17 protein-coding genes and 3 pseudogenes are annotated in these 18,250 nt (G+C 66.0%); 10 read left to right on the forward strand and 10 right to left on the reverse strand.

Annotated features, from left to right (window positions below; translation table 11 throughout):
- Positions 1-37 precede the first annotated feature (37 nt).
- Both ACZ4N4_RS45545 and ACZ4N4_RS45550 read right to left on the reverse strand, forming a co-directional pair.
- On the reverse strand, positions 38-787 hold the full coding sequence (locus ACZ4N4_RS45545; RefSeq protein WP_467600558.1) for a transposase: 750 nt from the start codon (positions 785-787) through the stop codon (positions 38-40).
- Positions 788-909: 122 nt separating this feature from the next.
- Positions 910-1,644, reverse strand: a complete 735-nt coding sequence (locus ACZ4N4_RS45550) for an SDR family NAD(P)-dependent oxidoreductase (RefSeq protein WP_467600561.1) — start codon at positions 1,642-1,644, stop codon at positions 910-912.
- A 187-nt stretch (positions 1,645-1,831) separates the two neighbouring features.
- Between ACZ4N4_RS45550 and ACZ4N4_RS45555 the strand changes: the two genes are divergently transcribed.
- The 4 genes from ACZ4N4_RS45555 (at position 1,832) to ACZ4N4_RS45570 (ending at position 4,813) form a co-directional block, all read left to right on the forward strand.
- A complete protein-coding gene (locus tag ACZ4N4_RS45555; protein WP_467600565.1) occupies positions 1,832-2,314 on the forward strand; it encodes a hypothetical protein in 483 nt (160 codons plus the stop codon).
- Between the two features lie 41 nt (positions 2,315-2,355).
- Positions 2,356-3,048, forward strand: a complete 693-nt coding sequence (locus ACZ4N4_RS45560; protein ID WP_467600567.1) for an ABC transporter permease family protein — start codon at positions 2,356-2,358, stop codon at positions 3,046-3,048.
- Positions 3,049-3,320: 272 nt separating this feature from the next.
- Positions 3,321-3,965: a hemerythrin domain-containing protein gene (locus ACZ4N4_RS45565; RefSeq protein WP_467600570.1), complete on the forward strand. Its 645-nt coding sequence runs from the start codon at positions 3,321-3,323 to the stop codon at positions 3,963-3,965.
- Positions 3,962-4,813, forward strand: a complete 852-nt coding sequence (locus ACZ4N4_RS45570; protein WP_467600573.1) for an LLM class flavin-dependent oxidoreductase — start codon at positions 3,962-3,964, stop codon at positions 4,811-4,813. Before ACZ4N4_RS45565 ends, ACZ4N4_RS45570 begins: the two co-directional genes overlap by 4 nt.
- 10 nt (positions 4,814-4,823) lie before the next feature.
- Here ACZ4N4_RS45570 and ACZ4N4_RS45575 read toward each other — a convergent pair whose 3' ends face one another.
- Entirely contained in the window at positions 4,824-5,444 is a 621-nt protein-coding gene (locus ACZ4N4_RS45575; protein WP_467600576.1) for a TetR/AcrR family transcriptional regulator, read from the reverse strand.
- A gap of 381 nt (positions 5,445-5,825) precedes the next feature.
- On the opposite strand from ACZ4N4_RS45575, the gene ACZ4N4_RS45580 reads away from it, so the two are divergent.
- The gene (locus ACZ4N4_RS45580) at positions 5,826-6,353 is read left to right on the forward strand and encodes a hypothetical protein (RefSeq protein ID WP_467600579.1); all 528 of its coding nucleotides are present in this window, start codon (positions 5,826-5,828) and stop codon (positions 6,351-6,353) included.
- Positions 6,354-6,489: 136 nt separating this feature from the next.
- On the opposite strand, the pseudogene ACZ4N4_RS45585 reads toward ACZ4N4_RS45580, so the two are convergent.
- The 3 genes and pseudogenes from ACZ4N4_RS45585 to ACZ4N4_RS45595 form a co-directional block, all read right to left on the reverse strand.
- Positions 6,490-7,077, reverse strand: a pseudogene (locus ACZ4N4_RS45585) (IS5 family transposase); the annotation flags it as partial.
- 135 nt (positions 7,078-7,212) lie between these two features.
- Entirely contained in the window at positions 7,213-7,581 is a 369-nt protein-coding gene (locus tag ACZ4N4_RS45590; protein WP_467600582.1) for a nuclear transport factor 2 family protein, read from the reverse strand.
- A gap of 227 nt (positions 7,582-7,808) precedes the next feature.
- A complete protein-coding gene (locus ACZ4N4_RS45595; protein ID WP_467600585.1) occupies positions 7,809-8,330 on the reverse strand; it encodes a cupin domain-containing protein in 522 nt (173 codons plus the stop codon).
- 990 nt (positions 8,331-9,320) lie between these two features.
- Here ACZ4N4_RS45595 and ACZ4N4_RS45600 point away from each other — a divergent pair.
- The 3 genes and pseudogenes from ACZ4N4_RS45600 (at position 9,321) to ACZ4N4_RS45610 (ending at position 11,973) form a co-directional block, all read left to right on the forward strand.
- Positions 9,321-9,638: a hypothetical protein gene (locus ACZ4N4_RS45600; protein WP_467600588.1), complete on the forward strand. Its 318-nt coding sequence runs from the start codon at positions 9,321-9,323 to the stop codon at positions 9,636-9,638.
- Positions 9,639-9,666: 28 nt separating this feature from the next.
- Positions 9,667-10,437, forward strand: a complete 771-nt coding sequence (locus ACZ4N4_RS45605; protein WP_467600591.1) for a transposase — start codon at positions 9,667-9,669, stop codon at positions 10,435-10,437.
- Positions 10,438-10,718: 281 nt separating this feature from the next.
- Positions 10,719-11,973, forward strand: a pseudogene (locus ACZ4N4_RS45610) (IS701 family transposase).
- A gap of 208 nt (positions 11,974-12,181) precedes the next feature.
- Here ACZ4N4_RS45610 and ACZ4N4_RS45615 read toward each other — a convergent pair.
- The 4 genes and pseudogenes from ACZ4N4_RS45615 to ACZ4N4_RS45630 form a co-directional block, all read right to left on the reverse strand.
- The gene (locus ACZ4N4_RS45615) at positions 12,182-13,345 is read right to left on the reverse strand and encodes an alpha/beta fold hydrolase (protein WP_467600594.1); all 1,164 of its coding nucleotides are present in this window, start codon (positions 13,343-13,345) and stop codon (positions 12,182-12,184) included.
- 541 nt (positions 13,346-13,886) lie between these two features.
- A pseudogene (locus tag ACZ4N4_RS45620) lies at positions 13,887-14,826 on the reverse strand (IS630 family transposase); the annotation flags it as partial.
- A 176-nt stretch (positions 14,827-15,002) separates the two neighbouring features.
- Positions 15,003-15,647: a response regulator transcription factor gene (locus tag ACZ4N4_RS45625; protein ID WP_467600597.1), complete on the reverse strand. Its 645-nt coding sequence runs from the start codon at positions 15,645-15,647 to the stop codon at positions 15,003-15,005.
- A gap of 488 nt (positions 15,648-16,135) precedes the next feature.
- On the reverse strand, positions 16,136-16,747 hold the full coding sequence (locus ACZ4N4_RS45630; RefSeq protein WP_467600600.1) for a type 1 glutamine amidotransferase domain-containing protein: 612 nt from the start codon (positions 16,745-16,747) through the stop codon (positions 16,136-16,138).
- 63 nt (positions 16,748-16,810) lie between these two features.
- On the opposite strand from ACZ4N4_RS45630, the gene ACZ4N4_RS45635 reads away from it, so the two are divergent.
- Both ACZ4N4_RS45635 and ACZ4N4_RS45640 read left to right on the forward strand, forming a co-directional pair.
- Positions 16,811-17,797 (forward strand): AraC family transcriptional regulator, encoded by a 987-nt coding sequence (locus ACZ4N4_RS45635; RefSeq protein ID WP_467600602.1) that lies wholly within the window; start codon positions 16,811-16,813, stop codon positions 17,795-17,797.
- Positions 17,798-17,886: 89 nt separating this feature from the next.
- Positions 17,887-18,195 (forward strand): hypothetical protein, encoded by a 309-nt coding sequence (locus ACZ4N4_RS45640; protein WP_467600605.1) that lies wholly within the window; start codon positions 17,887-17,889, stop codon positions 18,193-18,195.
- The last annotated feature ends 55 nt before the right edge of the window (positions 18,196-18,250 follow it).

Consider the following 18,250-nt stretch of genomic DNA (forward strand, 5'->3'; position numbering starts at 1 on the left):
AGGCCACCTCACCCGCGGCTCCAGCGAATGAGGTCTTTCAGCGTTGCCGCTCCAGAGTGAGGACGGCGGCAGCGATTGACGTCATTCGATTCGGGCTGCACCGCGCCTTGCGGAAGATCCGCCACGACTTCAGTCGTGCGACGCCACGCTCGACCGGTGCCCGTGCAGCGGACAGTCCGCAGTTGACGGTCCGTTGGGTGGGTGTGAGGTCACGGCCCGGCGGGCGCCTGAGGGCCGTCGTCACCCAGGGGCCGGCTCCCATATAGCCACGGTCGGCGAGGACCGGGACGCCCTGGCGCTCACAGATACGGATGATCCGGTGGGTGCGGGCGGCGGTGAGGTCGTGCGCACGGCCGGGCAGTGCTGGCGAGATCCACAGCAGCCGCCCGGCCGGGTCGGTCACCACCTGCACGTTCACCCCATGCCGGCGGTGCTTGTGAGAGAAGTCGGCCCGGCTGTCGCCGACCCGGTCGCACTCCGCAAGCGTGCCATCCAGCAGGACGTAGTCCGGATCGGCCTCACGCAGGGCACGCAGCAGGCCGGGCGCGCGGTCGGCCAGCAGGTCGACGACGGCTGCCACGTAGGCGTGCGCGGTGCAGACGGAGATGCCGAACCCGGCAGCGAGCTGGGCGAGAGTGTCGTGCCGCCGCAGGTACACCAGGCCGACCAGGGCACGCTGGTGCGGCGGGAGCTTGCAGCGGCGGTCACCCTCGCGGGTGACGATGAGCACGGTGACCCACTCGACCAGGGCATGAGGCAGGTCGAGTGCGGCAGAATACGGAACCAACGCGGCTCCTGCGCCTGTGGGTTGAGACTTCGAACACCTCCCCCAACGGCGCGGGAGCCTCGTGCGTTGCGCACACCGCCGGCATCACCCGATCAGTGGCCACTCTGAAACAGCTCAATGAGCTACAACATCGAAAGGCCCCCGTCGACGGTGATGACCGTTCCTGTCACGAACCCGGCCTCCGGACCGACAAGGTAAGCCACTGCCGCTGCGATGTCCTCCGGCTTGCCGTAGCGCCCGAGTGCAGTCTGGGACGCAAGTTGTTCGGCCATCTCGCCTGAACCGGGATTCATCTCCGTGTCGATCGGACCGGGCTGGACCGCGTTGACAGTAATGCCCTGTCGACCAAGGTCGCGAGCCCACCCCTTCGTGTAAGCGACCAGAGCAGATTTTGTGGCGACGTAGTCCGCAATGCCCGGCGTCGCCACCCGCGTCGAAGCGGCCCCCGAGGTAGCGATCGACACAATGCGTCCCCCCTCGCTGAGGACACCTGCCGCGGCTCGAACAGTCGCAACAACGCCACGCACGTTCACCAGAAATTGGTGGTCGAAGAGAGCTTGGTCTCGGTCTGGGTCGTCAATTGTTCCTGTGGCGAACACTCCGGCATTGTTCACGAGAATATCAAGCCGCCCGAAATGACTGATTACCTTTCCCGCCAGCGCTTGGGAATCGACTGCATCCGATTGGTCACACTGAATTGCCAGAGCGCGTCTACCGCTTGATTTCACTGCTTCAATGGTTCGCGCAGCGCGTTCAGGCGACTTCGCGTAGCTGATGGCCACATCAGCACCGTCTGCGGCCAGACGTGCCGCGATTGCCGCACCAATACCCCGCGAAGCGCCGGTGACCAGTGCCACCTTTCCATTCAATGGAACTGTCATCTTTTCCTACCTCGCCGTCAACGAATTTGACCACCTGTAGCCCACTGTTTACCACGAACCAGATGGATTCCATGACATTCCGCCCAATCGAGGCGGCTACTCCAATTTAGCGATCTGGCTGGGCGCGGCGCTGATCGCTGCTGTCGCAGATGTGGTCGGCCCGGTGGTCGCCAGCGACATACAGACCGCCGTCACGGTAGGCGGCAATGCCGGCCTGGCCCTGTACGGCATCAGCGGAACAGTGATCCTCTTCACTGCCATCTCCACGGTCGTCGTGCTCGGGGCAGTTACCAACCGCGTCGTCACCCTGCACCAGCGTTCCTATGCGTTGTGGCAGTTGGTCGGCCTGGGCCCCGGCGAAGTCCGCGCTGTCGTGCAGGCCCAGATTGCCGTCATGGCCCTTCTCGGCGGTGCCATCGGTTCGGTGGTGGCGATACCGACGTTGCAGCCGCTGTTCGCGTTCTGCTTCGCCAATGTGCCGGAACTGCGTGATGTCACACCCAGTACGGCCCTGCCGCAGCGGCAGCGGTCGTGGCCTACGTTCTGCTCACGGCAGTCACCGGCAGCATGCGCGGCGCCCGCCGGGCCGGCCGGACTCCCGCCATCCAAGCACTGCGCGAGCCTGATCTGCCCAACCGCGGTATGAGTCGGGCACGATGGATCTGTGCCGGTGCACTCTTGCTGACCTTGAGCAGTGTCGTTTTCAGCCTGCCCGTCTCGGATCCGGACAAGGCAGGAACAGCGCTCATGCTCATCGGTCCACTGACCGCAGCCCTCCTGACTGCCCTCAGTCCGGTATTCATCGCCCCGCTCCTGCGGGCCTGGACGGCCGTCGTGCCGCCGTCAGCATCCAGTTGGTGGCATCTCGCTCATCAAGCCACAGCCCATCGCGCCGGCCAGAGTGCTGCAGTGATCAACCCTCTCGTGGTGGCAATGGCGCTGGCCGGAGGGGTCTATGCATCTCACGGCACAACGTCGGCAGGCGAAGCCCTGTCGAATGGCGGCGTCGTACTGCTGCTGGGAGGGCCGCTCCTGCTGTCTCTGATCGGTGCAACCGTGACCCTGTTCATGGCCGGCCGCCAACGTAATCACGAGGTTGCCCTCCTCGTCGCCAGCGGCGCTACGCCCGCAACGGTTCTGTCGTCCGCGGCAGCAGAAGCCTTGATCTACGTCACCACGGCCACCATGCTCGCCCTCCCGCCGGTGCTGGCTACCGGCCTTCTGGGAGGCTGGGCCCTCGACGTGCCACCGTCCCTCGGACTCGGTGCGGTCGCTACAGTGATGGTCACGGCGCTGACACTGATCGTGTCCGCCGTTGTGCTTTCGGCCCTCCTGGCGTTGCGTAAGAACGTGGTGCGTACTCTCCCCGCGGGGACCTGAGCTGAGAGAGGGCCGGCACGCCCGTGTGAGCGTCGGCGCCGGCCAGGACGGGGCACGTCGGGGGGCCTGTGGGCCTGGGGGCGTCGGAGGCTATACGTGCGGGGCCAGCGCGTGCTGCGTGCAGCCGTCGGCTGCTGCGACAGCCACCTTCGACGTTCAGTGAACTCCCGTGCCGTGCAGCTGAGTTGCCCGATACTCGGTCGTGGAGCGGGATGGGTTTAGACCCTGCGGTGACTTTGGATAGAGACCCTTCTATCGATTATGGTGTGGCCATGAACCCCGGTACTGAGGTTGTCGCTGTCACCGAGACGCGTCTGACCCACAAAATGCATCGCCGCGCCACCACTGTTCTCTCCCAGGCCGCCCTGCGTGCGTCGGTGCCTCTTGATGCGCTGGACCAGCTGCGCACGTATGTGGTGAAGAACCTGCATCATCACCACGAGACGGAAGACCATCAGCTCTGGCCGATGATCGTCGACGCCGCGCCGGACATAGCCGCGGCTATGGGCTCCCTCAGCAAGGAGCACGACCAGCTCGACGCGGCACTCGACGCGCTGGAGTTGGCATCGATCGCCGGCGACGCCGACCGGGAGAACCTGCACCGGGTAGCGGAGGCCGTCCGGGAGCTGGTGCATCGGCACCTGGAGCACGAGGAGCCGGTCCTCTTCCCTGCGCTCACCCAGCACGTGTCAGCGCAAAGCTGGGCGGCCTTCTCTCAGCAGGTGATCGCCACGTCGCCCATGGAGGCGGCACACCTGACGGTGGGCTTCTTCGACGAGGTGGGAACGCCCGAGGAGGTAGCGCTCGTCCTGTCGGGCCTGCCCGAGCCGGCCCAGCAGTTCGTCCCCGCCATGCGTGAACAGGCGCGAGCGGATCTCGAGGTGCTCTCCGGCACGACCGGGAGCCGAGAGCGATGAAACTCGGCCTCGCCTTGCCCTTCGTGGATCACGAGGCGCTGCTCTCCTGGGCGCAGCGCGCAGATGAGGGCCCGTACCACCGTCTCGGACTGCCCGACCGGATCGTCTACTACAATCCCGAGACAATGATGATGCTCGCTGCCATGGCTGCGGTGACCACGCGGATTCGCCTGCAGTCGGAGGTTCTGCTGGCGCCGTTGCGCGAGCCGGTGGTGCTGGCCAAGCAGGCCGCCACCCTCGACCGTCTCTCGGGGGGACGCTTCTCCCTTGGGCTGGGGGTGGGCGCGCGTGAGGACGATTTCCGCGCGGTGGGTGCTGACTTCGCCCGCCGCGGCCGGAGGCTGGAGGAGCAACTCACCCTGATGCGGCGCATCTGGTCCGGTGCCCCGCTCAGCGACGGCATCGGCGCTGTGGGGCCGAGCCCGCTGCACGCCCGGGGGCCGGAACTGCTGTTCGGGGCGTTCGCGCCGAGCGCCCTCGCGCGGGTCGCCCGCTGGGGTGATGGGTTCCTGTGCGCTGCGTTGCCCGAGCAGGCGGGTGGCATGCTCCAGCTCGTCCGCCGGCAGTGGCAGGAGGCGGGCCGTGAGGGCCAGCCTGTGCTGATCGGCCAGATCAATGTGGCGCTGGGCCCGGAGGCGACCGTGGAACAGGCGCGGGCCAACATGTTGCGGTACTACGGGTTCGCGCCGGCGTTCGCCGAGACGAGCGCCAAGGAGATGATCACTACTGAGGACGGTATCCGGCAGGCGGTCGAGGCTTACCGCGATCTCGGAGCGGACGAAGTGATGCTCGGCTGCTGGTCCGACGAGATCGGGCAGGTCGACCGGCTGGCAGATATCGCCCTGTGATGTGTGCTGCTCACGGGGCTGCGAGCAGAGCCTGTCTCGCAGCCCCCGCAAGCCACTCCTCGGCAGCGTCGAAACTCCAGTCCCGATGGCTCACGAGGCTGAACCAGGCGTCCTGGCCGAGGTAGAACCACAGCAGATCGACCGCCCTGCCCGTGTCGAGGCCGGCCCGCAGCGCGTCCATTTGCTCAAGGCGCTCGATGACCACCGTCAGCGCTTTGATGTATTCCGCATTGCCGGCAGCGAGTACCGCGGCGGCGCTCGGTTCCGCGTGACACTGAGGCACCAGCGCGGCAAGGAACCTCCAGTGCCTCTCGTGCGCCTGCCGCGTCCCTAGCGCCGTTGCGTTGATGACCTCTCGCGGGTCGTCCGCTTCGAAGATACGGTGCATCGTCTCAGCAACGCTGGGGTCATGGATGGCGGGCGCAAGCAGGTCGCGGAGGATGTCTGCCTTGCCGCCGGTACTGGCGTAGACAGTCTGCGAGGCCACCTCGGCAGCTGCAGCGATTTTCGCCACCGTCACCGAGGAATAACCCTGCGTGATGAACAGCTCCTGCGCGGCCTCCAAAATTGCCGCTCGGGTATCTGCGGCGAGCTGCTCACGACGAGGTGATCGATAACTTCTGGTGGCCATCTGCTCCGCACCTTGCCCGCAGGACGCTGTTCGAGGCCGTACCTTACCGGTTTCCCGGTGATCGGCCGGTCTCGTCAACCATGCGGCGCCAGAGTCAGGGGCCCTTGTACGCACAGCAAACCACCGAGTGACGATGTGCAGCGTTCCTGTGCCCGGCGGTCTGCTGGCGCAGCGGGCCGGTGGGCGGAGCGTTTGTTTCACGCCCGCAGTTGGAGGCATCCCATGGCTGGCCCGGCCCCACACACATATCTCCCGGAGCGGCCGGACGTACGCGCTGGCCTGGACGTATGTGTTCGGCGATGTATAGGGCAAGCAGATCTGAGGGTTTCGGACTCTGAGTAACATGCGCAGCGTCATCCATATGCAAGGGAGTAAACGGCCATGGCGACCAAACCTGATCCGGTGACCCTCAGGTCGCGTTACTCAGACCAGGCCGTCGCAGATCTGGAGGAGAACCGCCGACGGCAGGCTGAGTTGCTCAGCCATCTGGATGTTCTGCAGCAGGAGGAGACGCTGTTGCTGGACATCATCAAGGTGACGGGAGCATCCACGGGGCGCGCAGGTTCGGCACAGCATCAGTCCCAGTTGGCGGAAGCAGCGGCGCCGGAGCCTTCCCCTACGGCTCCGGCAAGGCTTGCCCCGGAGCCAGGCCGGCCCGCAGGGCCCGGGCGGCGCAGCGGCGGAGGTCAGCAGCCGCTGCTCAAAGACATTCTCGTGGATCTGCTGCGTGCTGAGACCGAGCCGCGCTCGGCGAAAGAGATCTGGCGGCAGTGCAAGGAAAGGCAGCCGGATCGCGTCACCAGCAACCAGGTTGTTCGCAACGCCCTGGAGGGACTGGTCGCTCAGGGAAGGGTTGCGCGGCACAAGCAGGGGCACACCGTCATGTACACGCTTGCCGAGCCGAGCTGACCGGCCGGTCCGAGGCGCCGGCCGTCGCATCCGCGGTCGCTGAACGGAGTCGTGCGCCTGCCTGTTCGGGCAGATGGACGCTCGCGGTTGAAGGCTGGGCCAGCCACCTCGCAGCTGAGCCGCTTGCGGTGGCGGCCTGGTCGGCGGGCTGCGGGGTCACCGTCCGGGTCCCGCGCCGCCGCAGATGACGGCGGAGCCCGGGACGAATACGCCTAATAGGCCAGGACCGCTTCCGGTGTGACTCTGGGGCGGCCTGTCCGCCAGGGCGCTCGGATTCGGGCCATGACCTGCGCGAACGCAGGTGCGTCGCCGGCCTGGCCACGCGTGATGACGAAAGCGAGCGGTCGGCAGCGAGGTGGATCTTCGGGGTCAGCCCGCCGCGGGAGCGCCCGAGGGCATGGTCCACCGGCTCGCCGGTCGGGGCCTCTCTTGACGGGCCCCGGCGGCGTGCTGATGAGCCCACACGATCGTGGAGTCGACTGCGACGACCCGCTCCAGGTCACACCTTTTCCCAGGTGCCGTAGGTCGCCCACATCCGCAGCCGGTTGTGGGCGCCCTTCCACGAACCGAAGTGTTCGGGTAGGTCCATCCACAGCGTCCCGGTGCGGTACTTGAACGCGATCGCGTCGATCACCTGCCGATGATCACGCCACCGCCCGCCCCGCTTCGGTGTCCGATCCAGCGACAACGGCTCGATGCGTGCCCACTGGGCGTCCGCCAACAACGCACATCAACCAACAATCCGAAGATCTGAAGGAAAGGGCCTGGACGGTGGAGCCGCGCCTATTCGAAGGAGTGGCTCCGGTTCGCGATGTCGGACCCGGGTATCGAGTCCGCGCGTTGTTCGGCGTGCTCACACCTACTGCTCTGGCTCCGGGTCCAGCATCGTGTAGAGGTGTGCGATACGGCCGTTCTGCACGATGGAAATGTCAGCTCCGCTGACAGACGGGGGTGCTCCCTCGGGTCCGAAGTGCCAGGCCAGATAAGTCAGGTTCTGCACACTCCGAACTTCGCCGGCCGGACGGAAGGTGAATCCGGGTGCCTCGTCCAGTAGGCGTTGCGCTTTGCGGTCTAGGGCATTCCAGCCGACGACGACCTCGTCTGGATCCGAGAACGTGACGTCCTCCGTGTAGATTTCCTTGATGATCCTGGCGCGCGCCTGTGGATCCCGCTCACCAAAAACCTCCAGCAGGTTCTTGTAGGCGAGTTCTGTGCTGCGGTCTTCCATTTTTACTCCCGTTCAACGAACACGGTGTGTCGATTAAGGTCGACAATATGCCATGCAGTGGATTTCGATCGCAGTGGCGTTCACCACCACCCGGCGTCCTTGCCGCCGTCGCAGTCCGAGCGATCAGTGACGTCGCGCCCTGCCTGAGAGCCTCAGATCTCCGTTGCGCCGTCGACCGCATGACATCGTCGTGGGTTGGGACGTCGCCCCATGGGCCGCCCCACCGCTCAGGATTCTGGATCAGTCAGAGATCCGTACTTCTCGAAAAGCTCGATCATCCGTTCCGTTTGGAATCGCTCTGGCTCCCACGAAGGCACCGCAACTCCAGGCTGCGGCTCGTCCCCACCCTCGATGAAGAGCCCTTCACTTCCACCCGGCGTGTAAAAGAAGAGCATATGTGCCGTGTGGAAACCAACATTCTTGAACCTGTGACGGGTGCCGCGCGGGCAATGCACAAGGCTTCCCGGTCCCGCTGTGAAGAGTCGATCTCCGTCGAGGAACTCGAGCTCACCGGAGATGAGGTAGAACGTCTCATCCTGGTCGGTATGGCTATGAGCAGCCGGTCCGCCCCCCGGCGGGACCGACGCCTCCAGGAAGCCTACCGATCCGCCCGTTTGCGCGGATGTCAGTTTGATCGTGTAGACATCACCTGAGAACCACTTGACGACGCCCTCGTTGGGGGGGACATAGATTCCCCCGCCACGCCGAGTAGCAGCGATCCCGTGGTCTCCTGAGACATTGAATGACATATTTGCCTTCTGACGACGACTGAACTGGTTCCATGTGACGTCTTGAGTACGACCATAGGGCGGCAAGTCAACAAAGGTCGTTCCCTAGGCTCGAGGATGACGTTGCCGACTTCGCTCTGTTGTCGCAATGAAGACGTCGATGTCGACTTGACTGTTCGGCACGGCCAGGTGCAACAGGGCCGTCAGCTCGTGGTGTCCGCCTGCCTCGGCGGTAGCGGGGGCCGGTATAACTCCTGGCCGAAATGGTGTGGCCGATGCACAGCGCTGTCGGACTGTTCAGGGCGTTCGGCCACGGGGTTGCATAGCGGCTGTGTCGCCTGCACAGGCGGCTGGCCTCCATGTCACTGCGCAGCCTTGGCGTCCACCCCCGCCGTCGGGCGCCAGTTGGGGTACGTGCCGCAGTCGGACGTCCGCCACGGCTTGCTGCCCCCTCTGTCCCTGCCTGGGCTAGCTGGTGCCCATTTCCTGTTGCACCGTAGAGATCACGGCAACCCGAACACTCATAGCTTCTCCTGCATGTAGTGGTAGGTGCTGCGCACTGCTGGTTCTCCAGACGGTCACCGCCGTGTCTCCTTGAGCTCCGCAGGTCGCTCCAGCGCCCCGCTCGACCAGAATGCATCGTGGATCCTCCCGACGCCGCTCAGTAATGGGCAGGAACCCCACGGATCAGGACCTACCTTCCGTCAGCTGGTCTGGAACGGATCAGGGGTGTCTCCGGTCCAGCCGAGTGTGTCCACAACTCGCAGACCTGAAGGCCGGTCAGAGCGCAGCGCCGGGACAACACTGCTCGACCGGAGCGGCACCACTTTGCATTCCGCTGGAACGGCCACCTTCCATAGTTTCCGGATCGCCGGCGTGGTTAGGGCTACCGAGGGCCCGCACCTGGCCGCGGTCCTAAAGGATGTCCCGCAAAGGCTGGCTGGAGCCCGCGCCGGGAGCTGAGCGGGATACTCGCGAGACTCCGACGCGGGGCTGTGACAGCCTGCGGACATGCCAGAGCTGCGTGTTCATGCAGGCCGTCACTATGCCGTCCAGTTCCACTACGCCTTGCCGGACGACGCATGGTGTGTGGAGCTGAGCGAGGCCGTCCCGGCGCCGACCACGTGGGCTGAGATCCCCAACGCGGAAACACATTTGCCTGAAGTGGCCTTCCTGGTGGCGGTGATACCTGACGAGGATCCGGACCTGGAGCCGACCGTCCACGTCCACAGCCACGACGAGCACGTCATCCCCTACGAGATCATGCGCTGGTTCATGGAGCACGTGGCCGAGCAAGTTGAACGCTGCCGCATCGCGTTCGAGCAGTGAGGACCTGAAGCAGTGGAATGATCAAGCAGTGACTGGCGTGATCACGGCGTCGGAGCCCTCCTGGATAGCCCCGTTCAGCGGGCTGAGCCCGCGTCAGTTCGGCAAGCTGATCACCGCGCTGCGGCGCGAGGGCGCAGATCCGGTACGCAAGGGCCGGCCGTGGAGTCTGCCGCTGGAGGACCGCGTGCTGCTGGTCGCCGCGTACTGGCGGACGAACCTGACCCTGCGCCAGCTGGCGCTGCTCTTCGGGGTGGCCAAGTCCGCGGCCGACCGCATCATCGACCACCTCGGACCCACGCTCGCTCTCCAGCAGCGCAGGCGGTTCCGCAAGGACGCCGTGCTGATCGTGGACGGCACCCTGGTCCCCACCCGCGACCACAGCATCGCCGAGCAGTCGAAGAACTACCGGTATTCGACCAACCACCAGGTCGTCATCGACGCCGACACCCGGCTGGTCGTCGCGGTCGGCCGGCCGTTGCCCGGCAACCGCAACGACTGCAAGGCGTGGGAGCTGTCCGGAGCGAAGGCCGCCGTCGGCAAGACCACGGTCATCGCGGACGGCGGCTACCGGGGCACCGGCCTGGTCATCCCGCACCGCCGCGAACCCGGCCAGAGCGAACTCGAGGCCTGGAAAGAGGAACACAACGCCTCCCACCGCAAGGTCCGCGCTCGCGTCGAGCACGCCTTCGCCCGGATGAAGACCTGGAAGATCCTCCGCGACTGCCGCCTCAAGGGCGACGGCGTCCACCACGCGATGCTCGGCATCGCCCGCCTGCACAACCTCACCCTCGCCGGGTGACGACGAACAGGCAGGTCAACGAACACGTCGTAGATCATTTACGGGACAGCGCTTAGCTAGAAGTGTCCTGAAGATCTTGAAATCGCGCCCGGCTTGCGCCACTTTGGGTTGATTGACATTTAAACGGCAATCCGGGGCGAGTCGGGCGGTCAGAGCAAGATCTTCATTGGTCTCCTAGCGCGTGTCTCTTTGGTCCGTAAGTCAGTTGATCGGATATACCTGTCCGATTAGTACTCCAGTCAGAAATCGTGTCCTGAGCTGGTTCTTCTCGTTGTCCCGGCGTGGAGGGCATTACTGAAGTCGATGGCTGGGCCGAGGAGTTGGAGTCGGTCTTCGCGCGGGTGGCGGGCCGGTTCGGGCGGGCGGATCTGCGGTGGCGGATGCGGGACTACGTCCGTGGCCTGCTGGCGCCGGTGGGCCGCAAGAACGGCTGGCAACTGGCCGAGTACGCAGGACATCGTGACCCTGCTGGGCTGCAGCATCTGCTGAACGGTGCCCGCTGGGACGCCGATGCCGTTCGGGACGACCTGAGGGAGTACGTCGGTGAACGGCTGGGTCCGGGCGGAGTGCTGATCATCGATGACACCGGGTTCATCAAGAAGGGCGCCACGTCGGCCGGGGTGTCGAGGCAGTACACCGGCACGTCCGGAAAGATCGACAACTGCCAGATCGGTGTCTTCGCGGCCTACGCCACCGGCCATGGCAGAGCCCTCGTCGACCGCGAGCTCTACCTGCCCAAGTCCTGGACCAAGGATCGAGAGCGGTGCCGGGAAGCGAAGATCCCCGACGAGCGCACCTTCGCGACCAAGGGCGAGCTGGCCAGGGGCTTGGTCCTCCGCTGCATCGCCGCAGGACTGCCCGCTTGCTTGGGTGACCGCCGATGAGGCTTAGGGACAGAACTGGTCCTTCCGCCGCCTGCTCGAGCAACTCGACGTCGGCTATGTCGTGGCGGTGCCGAAGCCCCAGCAGATCAAGTCCCTGGCCGGCATCTGGCGCATCGACCAGCTCATCGAGGTAGCACCCGAGGACGCCTGGCAGCGGCTGTCCTGCGGTGACGGGGCCAAGGGCCCACGCGTCTACGACTGGGCTGCGGCCAAACTGCCCGCCAACATCATCTTCGACCCGGACGCACCCACCCATCACCGCTGGGTGATGGCCCGCCGCAGCCTGTCCGACCCCAGCGAGCTCGCCTACTACCTCGCCTACGCACCCGTTGGTGTCGAGGTCGGTGAGCTGGCCCTCGTCGCCGGCTCACGCTGGGCCATGGAGGGGTGCTACCAGGCCGCGAAGAACCAGTGCGGTCTGGACGAATACGAGGTCCGGCGCTACGTGGGCTGGTACCGGCACATCACCCTGGCGATGCTCGCCCACGCCTTCCTCGCTGTCCTCGCAGCCCGCGCCCAGAACACCGCAAGGGGGGCGGCAGAAACGACACCACCAGCCTCATCCCCCTCACCGTGGCAGAGATCCGGCGCCTACTGGACACTCTCCTGCCCCACCCCAGACCCGACCAGGACCGACGGCTCCACGCACTGAACTGGTCCCGGTGGCGCAGACGCCACCAAGCCATCGCCCGCCGTTGCCACTACCGAAGAAGAACCAGCTCAGGACACGATTTCTGACTGGAGTACTAAACGCCGGGGCATCGTCTTCGACCTGCCAAGCGTCATCCCCGCCGCCGTCTCGCCCTCCAGGCGGCTAGCCCGGAGGGCGAGACGGCGGGGGCGGACCAGTAGAGACGTGCTCAGGCTCCGGCGCGTCGCCTGGTGCGTGCAACCGCCACCGCACCGACACCCGCCAGTACCGTGGCCCCGGCGACACCGCTGAGCGCCACCAGAGTCTGAGTCTCGTGGGAGCCTGTGGCGGCCAGGGACGGTTGTGTCCCGGCCGACGTTTCCAGGAAGGACTGCAGCAGGGCCGTCACTTCCTGCGGCTTCTCCTCGGTCACCCAGTGTCCCGACCCCTCAAGGACCCGGCCGTCGACGTTCACGGCGTACTTACGCCACTGGTCGGCGATACCGTCACCGAACGACTCCGATCCCCCGATCGCCAGGATGGGCATCTTCAGTTTGCCTGCGGCCGCGAACTTCGCGTTCTGCCGGATGTCTTCGCGGAGCTGGCGGTACACGCTCATCCAGGCCGTCGTGCGTCCCGGCTGCTTCAGATAGTGGGCGTAGAAGTCGTAGTCGGACGGTGTGAACGCGGACTTGTTGCTCCCCAAGTACTCGCCAACGAATCCCTCGACAAAGGCGCGCTCGTGGCCGGCGATGAGCTGCTCGGCAAGAGGCAGCTGGAACATGCCGAAGTGCCACGCCGAGGGCTTGTCCGGATCGGCCTCCAGAGCGGGGTACTTGTAGATGCTCTCGTCCGGGATAGGAGCCTCCATCACCGCCATGCGGCGCACCTCCGACGGCCACTGGGCCGCGTAGGCATAGCTGACCCACAAACCGATGTCGTGGCCGACGAGCTGGATTCCGTTGTTCAGATTCAGCTGCTTCAGCAGCTCATGCACGTCTCCGGCCATCTGTGCAGTCAGGTAACCGCTCGTAGTGACCTCGGAGTTGCCCATTCCGCGCAGGTCGACAGCAATCACGGTGTGGTTCTTGGAGAGTAGACCCATCTGATTTCGCCACTCGGCCCACGTCTGAGGGAACCCGTGGATCAGCGCCACCGGTGAACCTTTGCCGCCTTGCAGGTAGTGCATGCGGAAGCCGTTGACTTCCGCATACTTTGACTGGAAACCGGGGGGCGGTTCCGCTTGTTGGAAGGTCGACTGCCCGGCCCCGGGGCCATCCTCCCGACTCTGGCTCCATGCTGTGGTGCTTGCGGTGACGGAGACCATTAGGATGGTTACCAGCGCGGCGATGAGCCCGGTGATCCTGTTGGTCTTACCTATTCGAGTACCCACTCTGTCCCTCCTGAAGTCAGTTTCTCGTCATGCGTCGAATCTGTGACATGACGACGAGCTTTCCCCCGGAAGACCGTCTCCATTTCCACCCAAGTTCACCCGGACGGCAAGTTGAGCAGAATACCCCCAGACCAATTCAACCTGACGAAGTAGTACTAGACCATTCGAGTTGCTTCCGGCCTCCGCCCAGCATGTAGTGAGCGTTTCCAACCTGTTGTCCGCCTCAGGCGGTTGCGCTGACAACGACGTGAAGCCCATGGTGGATGGGTTTTCGACCAAGAGAACCGTCAATCCGTCCGTAGCGCTGAGTGCGATCATCTGCGCGACGATCATCGTCTACAACACCGGTGACGAGAGCCACCGCCGTGAGACCCTGCGGTTGTTGGACCAGATCGCGGCGGACGTGGGCGGGCCAGCGGGGCAGGCCTGGGCCCGCGCAGGGTGCGACCCCTTCGGGGACCGGGAGGGGCATCTGGCGCGACTGAGAAGCGCGGCTGCGCACCTCATGGATCACCTGCAGCGCGTGTCCTCCATCGGGTCCAACGCGACGGTGGGCCAGGCTGCGCTTCACATGGGCCCATACCCACTCGACGGGGTTCAGGTCCGGCGAGTACGCGGGCAGCAGGAACACCGTCAGCCATTCACGCCCGGCGATCAACTCACGCATGGTGTGGGAGACATGAGTGTTGAGCCGGTCCCAGACCAGCACGATCGGGGCCTTGACGAGGTGATGGACGCCGTCGATCAACGCGATGAAGTCGCGTTCGCCCAGGCTGCGACGTTTACCTTTGCCCGCGGGGTGGGTGCGCAGGCGGGTGCGGGAGCCGGGCCGCATCGCGATGAGTCCGGCCACGGACAGGCGTCCCGATCGTCGGCCGCTCACCGTCACAACCGGGTACAACCGCGCCGGCCCCAGGTGCGTCCTTTGGGCGGCCGGCGGGTGAAGCCTGCCTCGTCCTCGAAGCAGATGTAGCCTCCGCAGGCCGCCCGGGCTCTTTTACCTCCGCCCAGGTCGCCTCCTTCCATCCGGTCACAGCCTGCTCGTCGCGCTCGGCGACCCGCCGCGCGGGGACCTGCGGACTGAAGCCGAGCCGGTGCATCAACCGTGTGGCACCCGAGACGCTGTAGGAGGCGTGGAACTTCCGGCCGATCAGCGTGGCCACCCGGGAAGCGGTCCACACCTGGTCCTCCACCCAGCCGTGCGCGGCCGGACCCTGCTCCAGATACGCGGCCAGCTTCTCCAGACAGCGCGGGGACAGACGGCACCGTGACCCGCTCGGACCGTGGGAGGTCAGAGCCTGCACGCCGCCGTCCCGCCACATCTGGTGCCACTGGTACACCGACTTCACACTCACCCGCAGCCGCCGTGCGACCTCCGACGGCTTGATCTTCTGCTCGAACAGCTGGGCCGCCTGCATCCGTACCGACTCCCGGCGCCGCCTTCCCGCAGCAGTCAGCCCGCCCCCATCCGCATACCTCACACAACACGGATACAGCCACCCACTCACGCTCATCAGCGACTTCGCAACGATTCACCCCAACGAGCTGAAGTCAGTATGAGTCGGTCTCTGTGGGATAGCTGGCCTGCTGCAGGCCAGCAGCCGAAAGACCCTCTTCGGTGGGCGCAGAGGCCGTGACACGCGGTGGCGTGGGCCGGTCACACCACAACGCAGCGGATGGCGTAGGCCACGGCATGCGTGCGGTTGCGCAGATTAAGGCGCTGGACGACCTCGTGGACGATGTTCTTGATGGTGCGTTCCGAATAGTTCAGGCAGTTGGCGACGTCCGCGGTGCTCAGCCCCTCGGACAGATGCCGCAAGACTTCCACCTCGCGGGGCGCGAACGGCCAGGTCTGCGGCTGAGGCTGCGCCCGGAAAGACTGCTGGCGTTCGACCAGGGTCCGCACCATCGCTGCGGGCATGAGCGAGCCGCCCTTGAGGCTCTGCTGTACGGCCTCGACGACGTCCCGGTAGGAGATCTCGCTGCGCAGAAGTACGGCGACGGCTCCGCGGTCCACGGCGTCGAGTAGCTGGCGCTCGTTGCAGCTGTCGGTGACCAGGACGACCGGAACCGCTTGCCCGTGTGGTGCTGTGGATGCTTCGTCGATGCTCGCCAGGACCTGGGCGGTCATGTCATGGGCGAGGACGACGGCTGCCTGAGCGTACTGGCGCTGGGACCAGGAGACCACCTGCGCTTCCCCTGCCGCTTCGAACCAGGCACGGGCACCGTCGGCGCTCAGGGTGTCACTGGCCTTGATCGCGACCGTGAGCAAGGGGCCGGCCGCTGCCGGTCGTGTGGCCACGTCGGCTGGGTGCGAGCGCTGTGCCGTGTCGACGGGCGGCACACTGGTCAGGCGGGTCCGTTGTGGTGTGTCCGTACGCGTGTGATCGGCTACTGACATGGCCTTCCTCGGTGCGGGCGGTCAGCGTCGGATCCCTGCGGCGCGGTCGCCGGACTGTTCCGGGTGCGTCGTCAGGGGGCCCGGTCGTTTGATCGGTGACCTCCCGCGCGGGCAGCCTGGGGTCTGTCGCTGTCTGCGCACAAGGACGGAGCGGGCCGGGAGCGCTCATGGCGACTGGCACACGACCAAGGTAGGGGCCCGTTCCTCGCGGCCTTTAAGTAATTCGACCAGTCATCGTCGAACTGGAGACGGGACCGCAGTTCGTTGTCACGGCCAACCCGCGCAGAGCGGACTGGCCAACCGGCCAGGCGGAGGGAGCGTCCTGGCCGGCCGGGCGCGTGCGCGGTCAGCATGCGGGGAGTCGCCTGCACGCAGCGGGCGGCGAGAGGTCAGCTGGCGAGCTGGCTCGCCGCCCGCTCCGTCTGTGTGACCTGTTGCTTGTCGAGGCGCTGCATGATCGCGTGTAGCTCGGCAGGCAGGTCTCCCGGCTTGCGGGCGGTGATGAACGGGCCGTCCTGGACGACGGGCTCGTCGATCCAGGTACCGCCCGCCTCCTCGACCTCCGGGCGCACCTCGTACCAGGAGGTCATGCGCCGGCCTTCGGCCAGGCCGGCCGACACCAGCATCTGCGGACCGTGGCAGACCAGGCCCACCGGCTTGTCGGCCGCCGCGAAAGCCCGCACGAAGTCCAGCGCGGCGGGAACGGTACGCAGCTCGGTCGGGGCCAGGCCGCCCGGAACATAGAGCATGTCGTAGTCAGCCGGATCCACATCGACCAGGGACACAGTCTCCTGAATGCCCATGCCGCGGTAGCCCGTCAGCTCGCCGCCGGTCGGGGTGATCACGTCGACGTCGTAGCCCGCCTCGGTGAATCGGTAGTAGGGGTAGAAGAACTCGACGTCCTCGACCTTGTCGGCGGTCAGAACGGCGATGCGGCCCCGGGTCGGTTCCCCGGTCGGCAGGGCCACGCGGTTGTCAGCGGGACGGGCGGTGTCAGCCACAGCAACTCCTTCTGCTTCGTGCTGCTCACAGACTAGGCAGCGCGAGTTAGACTTCCAATCATCATGAGTCGCCCTGAACCTATAGAGCGTCCAAGTGGCATAGACCCGCTTGAAGAGATCCTCGGGCTGGTCAACGTGCGCGCCGGACGGGCTTCCACGCTGACGGGACACGGTGACTGGGCCCTGCGTTTCCCCGCCTCGGAGGGTGCGAAGTTCAACTCGGTCCTCACCGGCTCGTGCATGCTCAGCACGCACGGCCTGGACCAGCCGCTGACGCTGCGCGCCGGCGACTCGTTCCTCCTCACCCGCCCCCAGGAATTCGTCCTGGGCACCTCGCCGGATGCCACGGTGCTATCCGCCTCGCCCTTTTTCAGGGCCAGCGGCGGAGCCAGCGCGGAGGCCGGGCCTCTCGATCAGCCGGTCACAGCCCGTCTGGTCGGAGGCAGTTTCACCTTCGGCCGGCGCGCCCGGGAGCTCCTGCTGGACGCCCTGCCTCCCGTGATCCATCTGCCCGCCCACGCCGAGGGCGCGGCGATGCTTCCCTACCTGCTCACCAGGATCGACCATGAGGCCCGCACGGCCGGCCTCGCCTCCAACGTCGTCACCGAGCACCTGGCCGTGGTTCTGCTGATCGACGTCGTCCGCTACCACCTCACCCAGCAGCCGGACCGGACTGGCTGGCTGCAAGGACTGCGTGATCCCGTCGTCTCGGCAGCCCTGCGCGCCATCCACGCCGATCCTTCCCGCCGTTGGACGGTGCGGCTGCTGGCAGACGCGGCGCTCGTCTCACGCTCGACGCTGGCCGCACGCTTCAAGGCGATCGTCGGCCAGGGGCCGCTGGAATACCTCACCCGGTGGCGTATCGAACTGGGAGCACACCAACTCGCCGAAACCAACCAGACCATCGCCTCCATCGCCGGCGCAGTCGGCTACGGCTCCGAGGCGGCCTTCGCGCTCGCCTTCAAACGCGAACTGGGCGTAGCGCCGGGCAGCTTCCGCAGGGAGTCCCGCAAACCCGACCACGCTCATGCCGATCTGAGTGGACGTTAACTGATCGTTTCAGAATGACGTGCTTGGTCAGATGGTTGTGCGCTGCGAGGATGCGTTCTCGACTGAGCGGTCGAGGACGGGGGCAGGTCGTGACGCAGTGGCAGCTTCTGCAGGGGGACGTCCTGCTCGGTGAGCTGAGTGAGTACGGCTGTGACCAGCCGTTCTTCTTGGCGCGCTTCATGCCGGGGCCGGGATGGGAGAGCGTGAGGCCCTTGTTCGAGGCTTTGGCGGCTCTCCGGGGTCCGGATCCAGATGGGTCTAGGACTGTCTCAGTGGTGAAGCCATTGCTCGACTTGGACCTCACGCTGGTTCCGATCGGCGGCGGGCGGTCCTTGCTGCAGGTGTTCAAGGACTGCTCGCTGCGCATCGACGGGTCCGAGGCTCGCCTCCGTTACTGACCCGGGGAGCGGCGACTCTTCTGGAGTCGTCGCAGGCAGATCACGCTGCAAGCCA

The organism is Streptomyces sp. NPDC026538, assembly GCF_055567535.1.

Coding starts and splice junctions, on each gene's coding strand:
- ACZ4N4_RS45575 (WP_467600576.1), bottom strand. CDS start 5,444: ATGGCCACCAGAAGTTATCGATCACCTCGTCGTGAGCAGCTCGCCGCA.
- ACZ4N4_RS45580 (WP_467600579.1), top strand. CDS start 5,826: ATGGCGACCAAACCTGATCCGGTGACCCTCAGGTCGCGTTACTCAGAC.
- ACZ4N4_RS45590 (WP_467600582.1), bottom strand. CDS start 7,581: ATGGAAGACCGCAGCACAGAACTCGCCTACAAGAACCTGCTGGAGGTT.
- ACZ4N4_RS45595 (WP_467600585.1), bottom strand. CDS start 8,330: ATGTCATTCAATGTCTCAGGAGACCACGGGATCGCTGCTACTCGGCGT.
- ACZ4N4_RS45635 (WP_467600602.1), top strand. CDS start 16,811: ATGAGTCGCCCTGAACCTATAGAGCGTCCAAGTGGCATAGACCCGCTT.
- ACZ4N4_RS45600 (WP_467600588.1), top strand. CDS start 9,321: ATGCCAGAGCTGCGTGTTCATGCAGGCCGTCACTATGCCGTCCAGTTC.
- ACZ4N4_RS45565 (WP_467600570.1), top strand. CDS start 3,321: ATGAACCCCGGTACTGAGGTTGTCGCTGTCACCGAGACGCGTCTGACC.
- ACZ4N4_RS45570 (WP_467600573.1), top strand. CDS start 3,962: ATGAAACTCGGCCTCGCCTTGCCCTTCGTGGATCACGAGGCGCTGCTC.